This is a genomic window from Mesorhizobium sp. M2A.F.Ca.ET.042.01.1.1 (assembly GCF_003997405.1).
Lineage (GTDB): Bacteria > Pseudomonadota > Alphaproteobacteria > Rhizobiales > Rhizobiaceae > Mesorhizobium.
In genome coordinates, this window is record NZ_RZRX01000223.1 from 1 (window position 1) to 10,688 (window position 10,688).

9 protein-coding genes and 1 pseudogene are annotated in these 10,688 nt (G+C 65.2%); 5 read left to right on the plus strand and 5 right to left on the minus strand.

Annotation, left to right across the window (positions count from 1 at the left end):
• Positions 1–457: 457 nt before the first annotated feature.
• Both EOA23_RS26445 and mscL read right to left on the minus strand, forming a co-directional pair.
• The gene (locus tag EOA23_RS26445; RefSeq protein ID WP_127306316.1) at positions 458–1,624 is read right to left on the minus strand and encodes a pyridoxal phosphate-dependent aminotransferase; all 1,167 of its coding nucleotides are present in this window, start codon (positions 1,622–1,624) and stop codon (positions 458–460) included.
• 103 nt (positions 1,625–1,727) lie between these two features.
• The gene (gene mscL, locus EOA23_RS26450) at positions 1,728–2,150 is read right to left on the minus strand and encodes a large conductance mechanosensitive channel protein MscL (RefSeq protein WP_127306317.1); all 423 of its coding nucleotides are present in this window, start codon (positions 2,148–2,150) and stop codon (positions 1,728–1,730) included.
• Between the two features lie 341 nt (positions 2,151–2,491).
• Between mscL and EOA23_RS26455 the strand changes: the two genes are divergently transcribed.
• Positions 2,492–5,977 (plus strand): PAS domain-containing hybrid sensor histidine kinase/response regulator, encoded by a 3,486-nt coding sequence (locus EOA23_RS26455; protein WP_189341712.1) that lies wholly within the window; start codon positions 2,492–2,494, stop codon positions 5,975–5,977.
• Between the two features lie 15 nt (positions 5,978–5,992).
• On the opposite strand, the gene EOA23_RS26460 is transcribed toward EOA23_RS26455, so the two are convergent.
• A complete protein-coding gene (locus EOA23_RS26460; RefSeq protein WP_127306318.1) occupies positions 5,993–6,628 on the minus strand; it encodes a TetR family transcriptional regulator in 636 nt (211 codons plus the stop codon).
• Positions 6,629–6,712: 84 nt separating this feature from the next.
• On the opposite strand from EOA23_RS26460, the gene EOA23_RS26465 reads away from it, so the two are divergent.
• On the plus strand, positions 6,713–7,369 hold the full coding sequence (locus tag EOA23_RS26465) for an O-methyltransferase (RefSeq protein WP_127306319.1): 657 nt from the start codon (positions 6,713–6,715) through the stop codon (positions 7,367–7,369).
• 105 nt (positions 7,370–7,474) lie between these two features.
• Positions 7,475–8,731 carry an MFS transporter gene (locus EOA23_RS26470; protein WP_127306320.1) on the plus strand — a complete coding sequence of 419 codons (1,257 nt, stop codon included), beginning with the start codon at positions 7,475–7,477 and terminating at the stop codon, positions 8,729–8,731.
• 92 nt (positions 8,732–8,823) lie between these two features.
• Here EOA23_RS26470 and EOA23_RS26475 read toward each other — a convergent pair whose 3' ends face one another.
• Positions 8,824–9,483, minus strand: coding sequence for a response regulator transcription factor (locus EOA23_RS26475; RefSeq protein ID WP_127306323.1), 660 nt, complete (start codon positions 9,481–9,483; stop codon positions 8,824–8,826).
• Positions 9,484–9,619: 136 nt separating this feature from the next.
• Positions 9,620–10,057, minus strand: a complete 438-nt coding sequence (locus EOA23_RS26480) for a hypothetical protein (protein ID WP_127306321.1) — start codon at positions 10,055–10,057, stop codon at positions 9,620–9,622.
• A 111-nt stretch (positions 10,058–10,168) separates the two neighbouring features.
• Between EOA23_RS26480 and EOA23_RS26485 the strand changes: the two genes are divergently transcribed.
• Both EOA23_RS26485 and EOA23_RS36625 read left to right on the plus strand, forming a co-directional pair.
• The gene (locus EOA23_RS26485; RefSeq protein WP_189341713.1) at positions 10,169–10,516 is read left to right on the plus strand and encodes a DUF952 domain-containing protein; all 348 of its coding nucleotides are present in this window, start codon (positions 10,169–10,171) and stop codon (positions 10,514–10,516) included.
• A pseudogene (locus tag EOA23_RS36625) lies at positions 10,513–10,688 on the plus strand (dihydroorotate dehydrogenase (quinone)); the annotation flags it as partial. The gene EOA23_RS26485 and the pseudogene EOA23_RS36625, both read left to right, overlap by 4 nt.

The following is a 10,688-nucleotide window of genomic DNA, read 5'->3' on the forward strand; positions in this document are numbered from 1 at the left end:
GCCGAATTGCAGGACGCGCTGGTCGAGACCTGGGATGCGCTGGGCATCCCCTATGCCGGCTCAGGCCGTCCCGCCGTCGCCAAGACCGACCGGATCATTCCGCTGCTGGTGAACAAGGCAGGCGGCTAATTGCAGGCGTCGGGCGCGGGCCGCACTCCGCCTGTCGCTGTTTCTCGTTCTCCAACGCTGCGACGCTCCCAGGTCACGGCATGGATTCTAGGGTCTTCGCGACGTCGCTTCGCGACTGCTTCGCCCTAGAATGACGACGTCCCTTTTGCCAGCCGATAATCGCAAACGTTCGAGATTGTCCGAGGCCGTCCTTCCGTCGTCATTCTAGGGCGAAGCAGTCGCGAAGCGACGCGCGCAGACCCTAGAATCCATGCCGTTACGTCTGCCTAGGAACGAAGCGGTGCAGAAAAAGGGTTCGTAAACAAAGGCTTCGCGCCCGATTGCGGCCTCACACCGTCTTCATCCATTTCGCCAGGCGATGCGCCGCTTCCTCGAGCTGATCGAGGCGGCGGTGGAAGCATAGTCGGAGGAAGGCGTCGCCGCCGGGACCGAAGGCGGTGCCGGGCGCCAGGCCGACATTGGCGTTGTCGACGATGTCGAAGGCCGCTTTTCGGGAATCGGTGAGACCGGCGACCCTGAAGAACAGGTAGAAAGCGCCCTGCGGCACGGTGAAACGCGCCTTGCCGGTTTCGCCGATAATGCCGCAGACGAGGTCGCGCGCGGCATGCGCGCGCTCCACCTGTTCGGTGATGAAGCCGTCACCCTCGTCGAGGGCGGCGACCGCGCCGCGCTGCATGAACTGGGCGACGCCCGAGGTCGAGTACTGGATCAGGTTTTCGAACACCTGCTGCAAGGCGGGATGGGTCTTGATCCAGCCGACGCGCCAGCCGGTCATCGCCCAGTTCTTGGAAAAACTGTTGACGAACAGGATGCGGTCCTCGGGCGCGGCGATGTCGAGGAAGGACGGCGCGCGGCCATGGCCGTAGTGGAACAGCGAATAGATCTCGTCGGCGATGATCCACAGGCCCTTTTGGCGGGCAAGATCGAGAATCGCCTGGAGTGTCTCTTTATCGGCTGTCCAGCCGGTCGGGTTGGAGGGCGTGTTGATGAACAACAGCTTGGTGCGCGCAGTGATCGCGGAGGCGATCTTGTCGACGTCGCAGGACCAGCCATTGCCGGACTGGTCGAGCGTCACCGGCACCGGCACGGCGCCCGCCACGCCGGCGGCCGCGGCGAAATTCGGCCAGGCGGGAGAGAGGTAGATCACCTCGTCGCCGCTGCCGGCGATGGCGTCGATGGCCAGCTGGATGGCATGCATGCCAGAGGCGGTGACGATGAACGCCTCCTCGGCGAAGGTCTTGCCGAAATGCCTGGCGTAGTAGCGCGCGAGCGCCTGCCGGAGCTCGGGAATGCCCTTCTGCCAGGTGTAGAAGGTCTCGCCATCAGCGAGCCCGCGTGCGGCGGCATCGCTGATGAAGGAAGGCGTCGGAAGATCGCCCTCGCCGGCCCAGAGCGGGATCAGCCCTTCGCGCAGGCGACCATGGTTGATGACGGCGACAATGCCGCTTTCGGGCGCGGCGCGGGCTTCGGCGCGCAAGGTGTCGATAAGGCTCATGGGCAAAATCCGTGTTCGTGTCGTTAGCGCTCTTACCAGATCGCCAAACGGAAAACCCCGGCCGCCGGGGGCCGGGGTTTTGGTCCAGAGCGCCTGCTCTGCGCTACTTCTTGGCGAGCAGGTCGCGGATTTCGGTCAGGAGTTGCACGTCGGCCGGCGGCGGAGCCGCGGCGAGAGCCGGCTTCTCGCGCTCCAGCCGCTTGCGCAGATTGTTCACCGCCTTGACCATCAGGAAAATGATGAAGGCAAGGATCAGGAAGTTCAGCACGACGGTGATGAAGCTGCCGTAGGCGAACACCGCGCCCTCCTTCTTGGCGTCAGCCAGCGTTGCCGAATGGACGTTGGAGGACAGCCCGAAGAAGTAATTGTTGAAGTCCAGCCCGCCGAAGATCGCGCCGACGATCGGCATGATGATGTCGTTGACCAAGGAATCGACGATCTTGCCGAAGGCAGCGCCGATGATGACGCCGACGGCCAGGTCCATCACATTGCCCCTGGAAATGAACTCCTGGAATTCTTTCAGCATTCGACCCTCCTTGCCGTGGCGGGCCGCTCTGCCGCCTCACCAGTTGTCCTTCGGCGCCGACCCGGGCCTCACAATAACAAAAACCCACGGTTGCAAAACCGGAAAAACAATGAAGGCACCGGTTTGTGTCACGCATCGTCATCAGCCGCATATGCGCCGAAAGCCGCGATGGACTTGGGCCCCGAGCTGTGGTTGCGTCAGGACGGTCTAGCGTTTCATCGAGATGCCCGGCCGCTTTGGGTATTTGTTCAGACGCAATTCCGGACGGCAAATCGGCTGGTATCTTTTCGGAATTGGTTGGGCAGGCGGGTGGGAGACCGGCCAGGGAGGAAGCACGGGCCGTGCAAGGCTGGTTCGTCGTCATCATCGCGATCGCCTATGTGACGCTGCTTTTCGCCATTGCCAGCGTCGGCGACCGGCGCGCCGTCGCCACCGGGCTCGGCCGGGCGCGGCCGTTCATCTATGCGCTCAGCCTGGCCATCTACTGCACCTCCTGGACCTTCTTCGGCTCCGTCGGGCTTTCCTCCGAGCGCGGCCTCGAATTCCTCGGCATCTATACCGGCCCGGTGCTGGTCTTCGTGTTCGGCTTCCCGCTGCTCAACCGGCTGGTTCGGCTGGCGAAGAGCGAGAAGATCACCTCGATCGCCGACTTCCTCGGCGCCCGCTACGGCAAGAGCTTCACCGTCGCGGCGATCGCGACCTTGATCGCCACGATCGGCGCGGTGCCCTATATCGCGCTGCAGCTCAAGGCTATCTCGGGCTCGGTGAGCCTGATGATCGAGCACTATACCGGCTCGCCGCCCTCATTCGATCCGTTCGTCAGCGACATCTCGCTGGTGGTGGCGATGCTTCTGGCGCTGTTCGCGGTGCTGTTCGGCACCCGCCATGCCGACGCCACGGAACATCAGGACGGGCTGGTTCTGGCGGTTGCGGTCGAGACCGTGGTGAAGCTTGCCGCATTCATAGCCATCGGCCTGATGGTCACGTTCCTGATCTTCGGCGGCCCCGGCGACATGTTCGCCAGGCTCGCCGCGAACGGCCAGGTACGCCAGGCGATGAGCTACAACACCTCGCTGGCCACCTGGCTGGTGCTGACGGGCTTGAGCGGCTTTGCCATCCTGATGCTGCCGCGGCAATTCTATGTCACCATCGTCGAGAACCGAAGCGAGGCGGAACTGCGCACGGCGACCTGGCTGTTCCCGCTGTATCTCGTGGCGATCAACCTCTTCGTGCTGCCGATCGCCTTTGCCGGCCTGTCGCTGGTCGGCACCAAGACCAGCAGCGACCTTTACGTCCTGTCGCTGCCGCTGCTCGGCGGTCATGACGTGCTCGCGATGGCCGCCTTCGTCGGCGGTCTGTCGGCGGCGACCGCCATGGTGATCGTCGAGAGCGTCGCGCTGTCGATCATGATCTCCAACGATCTCATCATCCCGCTGTTCGTGCGCCGGGTGCTCAAGACCAGCGCCTCGGAGAACGAGGATTGGTCAACACTGATCCTCAATGTGCGCCGCGCCTCCATCTTCATCATGCTGTTCATCGCGTTCCTCTATTACCGCGAGAGCACCAACAGCGTGCGACTGTCCTCGATCGGGCTGATGTCGTTTGCCGCGATCGCGCAATTCGCGCCGGCACTGATCGGCGGCCTGATCTGGCGCCGCGCCAACGGCCGGGGCGCCGCGCTCGGCATGGTCGCGGGCATCGCTGTCTGGGGTTACACGCTTCTTCTGCCTTCGCTCGCCGGCCCCGGTTCCGACATCGTCGTCCACGGGCTGTTCGGCTTCGAGGCGCTGAGGCCACAGGCGCTGTTCGGCACCGTCGGCGAGCCGCTGAACCACGGCGTGCTTTGGAGCCTCTCGGTCAACGCCCTGTTCTTCGTGCTGGGGTCGCTGTCGCGCGCGTCGGTGCCGCTGGAGCGCATCCAGGCGGCGATCTTCGTGCCGCGCGAGGCCGGCCCGATGCCAAGCCTCAGGCGTTTCCGCACCGCCGTCACCGTCAACGATCTCAAGGACACGATCTCGCGCTATCTCGGCGTCGAGCGCACGGAGCGCTCCTTCCAGTCCTTCGAGAAGAGCGCAAGCGTCTCGCTCCACGGCAAGGAGCAAGCGAGCATGGATGTCATCCGCTTCTCGGAGCAATTGCTGGCAAGCGCTGTCGGCTCGTCCTCGGCGCGGCTGATCCTGTCGCTGCTCTTTCGCCGCAACGACCACGATTCCAAGGATGCCTTCAAGCTGCTCGACGACGCCACCGAGGCGCTGCAGCACAATCGCGACCTGCTCCAGATCGCGCTCGACCAGATGGAGCAAGGCATCACCGTCTTCGACCGAGATTTCCGGCTGATCTGCTGGAACCGGCAATACCGGCAGCTGTTCGACCTGCCGGACGAGATGGGCCAGGTCGGCGTGTCGCTCGACCGGATCCTGCGCCATCTTGCCGAACGCGGCGATATTCCGGCTGACCAGCGTGTTACGATGCTCAACCGACTGACCAGCTTCGCCGGGCCATGGCAGATGGAGCTGAAGACCAGCGGACGCATTCTGGAGCTGCGCTCCAACCCGATGCCCGACGGCGGCATCGTCGCCACCTATGCCGACATCTCCGGCCGCGTCGAGCAGGACCTGGCGCTGAAGCGGGCCAATGAATCGCTGGAGCAGCGGGTCAAGACCCGCACCATCGAGCTCACCCGCGTCAACGAGGAGCTGGCGCAGGCGCAGATGCTGGCCGAGGAAGCCAATCTCGGCAAGACGCGCTTCCTCGCCGCCGCCGGCCACGACATCCTGCAGCCGCTCAACGCGGCGCGTCTCTATTGCTCGTCGCTGATCGAGAAGGCCGGCAAGGGGCCGGCCGGCAAGGCGGCGGTCAACATCGAATCCTCGCTGGAATCGGTCGAAACCATCCTTGGCGCGGTGCTCGACATCTCGCGGCTCGACGCCGGCGCCATGAAGCCCGAGGACACCGCCTTCAACCTCGGCGGGCTGCTCAGCCAGATCGGCAATGATTTCCGCCCTTTGGCCGCCGAAAAGAAGCTCGACCTCAAGATCATGCCGTCCTCGCTCGGCGTCATGACCGATCGCAACCTTTTGCGCCGGCTGATCCAGAACTTGGTCTCGAACGCCATCAAATACACGCGCAAGGGCCGCATCCTGGTTGGAGTGCGGCGGCGCGGCGAACTGGCCGAAATCCAGGTGATCGACACCGGCATTGGCATCGCCGGCGACAAGCTCAACACCGTCTTCCACGAGTTCACGCGCCTCGACGAGGGCGTACGCGAGGCAGAAGGCCTTGGCCTGGGGCTCTCCATCGTCGACCGCATCGCGCGGGTGCTGCGGCTCGAAATCCGCATTTTCTCAAACCCGGGCAAGGGCACGCGCTTTTCCGTCATCCTGCCGGTCGCGGAGGTCGCGGCGCCGCCGCGCGAGATCAGCAAGGCCCCGGCCCGCTCTGCGTCGACGCTTGCCGGGCTCAATGTGCTCTGCATCGACAATGACGCGCGCATCCTCGACGGCATGCGGCTGCTGCTCGAAGGCTGGGGCTGCCATGTCGAGACGGCTTCGGGATCGGGAGAGCTCATGCGGCCCGGCGCGGCGAGGCCGGACGTCGTGCTTGCGGACTACCATCTCGATGGCGGCTCCGGGCTCGACGCGATCGCCAGGTTGCGCGCCGCCTACGGCCAGGACCTGCCCTGCGTGCTGGTCACCGCCGACCGCTCCAGCGAGGTGCGCGCCGCCGCAAGCCAGCTCGACATTCCGGTCGTCAACAAGCCGGTGAAGCCCGCCGTGCTGCGCTCGATGATGGCAAGGGTCAGGCCGCTGGCGCCGGCCGCGGAGTGATTTTATGGGCTGCTCTCAGCCGCGATGGCCGAGACTTTTGAGATAGGCGCAGAACATGTCGGCGAGCGCGTCGGAATAGGCTTCGATCTCGCCGTCCGTCCGCTCTTTTTCCGAGAAATCCGCTCCCACGGCGCTCAGCGTCTTCATGATCAGTTCGCCGGCCAGAGCGCGGCCGGAATCCGGCGCGTCAGGAAGGGTCTCGCGCATGAAGGCCTCGACGGTCCGGTTCGCCGTCGCCCTCGCCTCCTGCGCCTCCGGAGCATCCCGGTAGAGCGGCGCCGCGTCATTCAGCGCGCCGCGCACCGCCGCCTCCGCGCATTCCGAGCGGATGAAGGCATAGACCAGCGTCCTTATCCGCTCGAGCGGCGACAGCTCGACGTTTTCGAGGATGCCGCACAACAGCTCGGTCGTCTGGCGCCATTCATCGCTCTGCAGCCGGAACAGCAGCGCCGCCTTGTTCGGGAAATATTGGTAGAGCGAGCCGACGCTGACGCCGGCCTTTTCGGCGACGCGCGTCGTGGTGAAACGTTGCGCCCCCTCGCTCGCCAAAACCTGAGCAGCTGCCTGGAGAATGGCCGCGACAAGCTCCGTGGCGCGTGCCTGTTTGGGCTGTTTCCGGGTGGAAATTGAAGGACTTGGGCGAATGATCACGGACGCGCTCGGAAATGCGAATTGGAAACCTGAAGGATTATTCGTATTTTTCGAGGCAGCACAAGAACCCGTCCGGAGACAGTCATGACCACCTTGACCACAACCCCTTTGGCCCCGCTGCTCGCCCGCCTGTTCAAGGAAGCTGATGCGGCGACCAGCCCGGCGATCGCCCGGTACTCGCGCGAGGAACGGACGCGCCTCATCCACAGCAAGACCGAATATCGCCAGTTCTATGGCAGCCTCAAGGACCTGTGGCTCGCGGTCTCGCCGGAGACGGGCACGCTGCTCTACATGCTGGCGCGCAGCACCGGCGCACGCATCATCCTCGAATTCGGCACCTCGTTCGGCATCTCGACGCTCTATCTTGCTGCCGCGCTCAGGGACAATGGCGGCGGCCGCCTGATCACGACGGAATTCGAGCCGTCCAAGGTGGTGCGGGCCAAGTCCAACCTGACCGAAGGCGGGCTCATCGATCTGGTGGAGATCCGCGAGGGCGACGCGCTGGAAACGCTGAGCAAGGACCTGCCGGACCGGATAGACCTCCTGCTGCTCGACGGCGCCAAGGCGCTCTATCCGGAGATATTGAGCCTGGTCGAGAGCCGGCTCAGGCCCGGCGCGCTGGTCATCGCCGATAATGCGGACTTCTCGCCCGACTATCTGGAACGGGTGCGCGCGCCGGCCGGCGGTTACATGTCGACGCCGTTCGGCGACGACGTGGAGCTGTCGATGCGGCTGAACTGAACACGCTCCAACAATAAACCCATGCTGTCTGTCGCACAGCCGTAGGCGTTTACGTCAACCAACGCGCAATCCCGGCCTTCGGGCCTTTGACGCGTAGGTGACATCATGACCATTCTTCCATCCTCCTGGCGCGGGCTGCCGCGCCCGGCCCTGCTCGGCCTCTTCCTGTTCTTCTGCGCCGGCTTCGCCGACGGCGCGCTCGTGCCCTTCTTTCCGCTCTGGGCGAGCAGCGAGGCCAACATCCCGATCGGCGCGATCGGCCTCTTGTTTGCCTGCTACGCCGGCGGCGAACTCGTCGCCGCGCCGCTGATCGGCGGCATCGCCGACCGGATCGGCCGGCGGCCGGTGCTGATCCTGTCATCGCTCGGCGTCGGCTGCGGCTTCATCGCGCTGTTCTTCGTCCATGGCGTCGTCGCCACCGCGGCCGTGCTACTGTTGACCGGCATGTGCGAGTCGGTGCTCCATCCGACCATCCTAACGGCGATCGCCGACGTGACGGAACCTTCAGCGCATCCGCGCTGGTTCGGCATGGCAAGGGTGAGCTCGAGCGCCGGGCAGATCCTAGGCCCGGCCTGCGGCGCGCTGCTGGCGCTCGTTTCGCTCGGCAGCGTGTTCCTGGCCGGTGGCGGCATGCTCATCCTTGGCGACATCGTCATGCTCGTCGCCTTCGCCGAAACCCACGGCAGCGGTCGTGCCGAAGGCGAAGCGGAGGAAGAGGACGGCCTGTCGGCGCTGCTGCCGGCTTTCCGCGACGGCCGCCTGGCGAAGCTGCTGGCCTGGGTCGTGCTGTTCGAGATTTCCGGCAACTGGATCGAGGCCGTCATCCCGCTCTATGCGCAGGATGCCGGCACGCTCAGCCCGTCCGGTGTCGGCGCGCTGTTTGCCTACGCGGCCGCCTTGACGGTCGGATTGCAGATGCTGGTCAGCCGCTTTGCCGAGACGCGACCGGCTCTTTGGCTGGCAGCCGGCGCCGGCATCTCGACCATCGTCGCTTTTGCGCTGCTCGCGGCCTCGCCTGCGATATTGTCGCTGATCGCGGCGGTCAGCATGTGCGCCGTGGGGAAGATGCTGGTCGGGCCGCTGGTGCCAACCGCCGTCAACGCGCTGGCGCCGTCGGCGCGGCGCGCGTCCTACATGGCGGCCTCTTCCGTTGCGGTCGACCTCAAGGACTCGCTCGGGCCGTCGATCGGCACCGCGCTCTATGCGCTGGCGCCGCGCCTGCCCTGGATCGCCGGCGTTCCGCTGGTGGCCATCGCCTCTCTGGGTCTCGGCGCCGCGATCGGGCGAGCTCGAAATCCTTCAAGCCCGACTGAGGACGACGCCTCGTCGCAGTTGGGTTCCGCCGTCGAAAACTATCGCTGACGGGCGCCAACGACCGACCCGGCGCGAAGCGGCCGCATCATCGCTTCGCGCTGGTTAGTCGGGATGAAAGCTTTCGCCTGACGTGCCTGCGGTCAGCCAACCGGCTGCAGCGGGTCATTGCCGATCTTGGAGAGCTGAATGACCGCCTGGGTGCGGCTGTCGACGCCGAGCTTCTGCAGGATGGCCGAGACATGCGCCTTGATGGTGGCCTCGGAGACGCCGAGCTCATAGGCGATCTGCTTGTTGAGCAGGCCCTCCGCCAGCATGCCGAGCACGCGCGTCTGCTGCGGCGTCAGCGCCTGCAGGCGCTTGATCAGGTCGGAGATTTCCGGGTCGCGCTCGACGCCGAGCTCGATGCCGGCAGGGGCTGCGATATCGCCGGCGAGCACGGCCTGCACCGCGGCACGGATTTCTTCCATGCTGGCCGATTTGGAGATGAAGCCGGAAGCGCCGAGATCGAGGGCGCGGCGGATGGTGACGGGATCGTCATGCGCCGACACCACGACCAGCGGCACCGCCGGATGGATGCCGCGCAGCGCAATCAGGCCGGAGAGGCCGCTGGCGCCCGGCATCGACAGATCGAGCAGCACCATGTCGATATCCTCATTGGCCAGCACCAGAGCCTTGGCGCTCTCGAAATCCCCGGCCTCATGAATGGCGGCAACGTCGCCGATGCCGGCCAGCGCCTCCTTCAGCGCGCCGCGAAAAAGCGGGTGATCGTCGGCAATGACGAAAGTGTGGCCCGACGGCAAATATTCCTCCCCCGATCCCATCATCATTTTCGTGCTTCTTGCGGGGACCGGAATGATTATGCGGCGGCGCGGCGCTTTTTCAAGCGGCAAAGGCCGCGCGCGGGCTTTTCCCCAGGGGCGGCCCGGTCGCGCCGGCTCAAGTCTTCTGCTGGTTCAGCTTGCCGCCGCCGTCGCCGTCTTCCTTGTCCATGTCCTTGACGATGTCCTTGAAGGTCCGGAAGAAGCGTTCCATGTAGCCCATGGTCCTGTTGAAATCCTCTTCGCTCGGGAGTTGCGATTCCAGCCGGGCGGAGAGCGAATTCTCCAGCTTGGCGACCCGCGCATCGAGGGCCTTGACCGAATTGTCCAGCCGGTCGATCTCGTCCTGGTAGGCGGCGCGCTCGTCCGCCGCCATCTTGCAGACGAGCTGGCCGGTGCGCTCCTCGCAGATCGACATGGCGCCGGTCCTTGTATCCATGCGGACATAGCCGTTGGCCGACTTCTCCAGACGGTAGTGGTCGGTCTCCTCGGAATAGGCGGAAGCGGCAACCAACGAGCAAAGCGCCGCGGGGATCAGGATGTGCTGCAGACGCATATCGTCCTCCATGAGCCAGTGAAGGCCGGCTATCACAGGTTTGCGCCGGAAATGGGGAAGAGTCGAGCGTTAAGCCTTCCCCGCTCCTTCGGTTCGGACTATAGCGCGGGAATGTCTCAGATTATCTACAAGATCGTCCCCGAGGCGCTTTGGCGCGAGGCTGAAAGGAACGGGCGCTTCACTGGCGCGCCGATCGACATCGCCGACGGCTTCATCCATTTCTCCACCGCCGCGCAGGTGCGCGAGACAGCGGCCAAGCATTTCGCCGGCCAGACGGGCCTGCTGCTGATCGCCATCGACGGGGAGAGGCTGGGGGACGCGCTGAAATACGAGGTATCGCGCGGCGGCGCGCTGTTCCCGCATCTCTACGCCCCGCTCGACCTCGATGCCGTCCTTTGGGTCAAGCCTTTGCCGCCCGGCGCCGGCGGACACGACTTCCCGGCGCTGGAGGGCGAATGAGCGTGCTCGACCGGATCGGCCAGAAGCTGCTTTTCTCCTTCGATCCGGAAACCGCGCATGGCATGTCCATCGCGGCATTGCGCTGCGGGCTGCCGGTCGGCGCGGCCGCGCCACGCGACGCGCGGCTCAGGATCAATCTCTGCGGCCTCGACTTCCCAAATCCGCTCGGCAT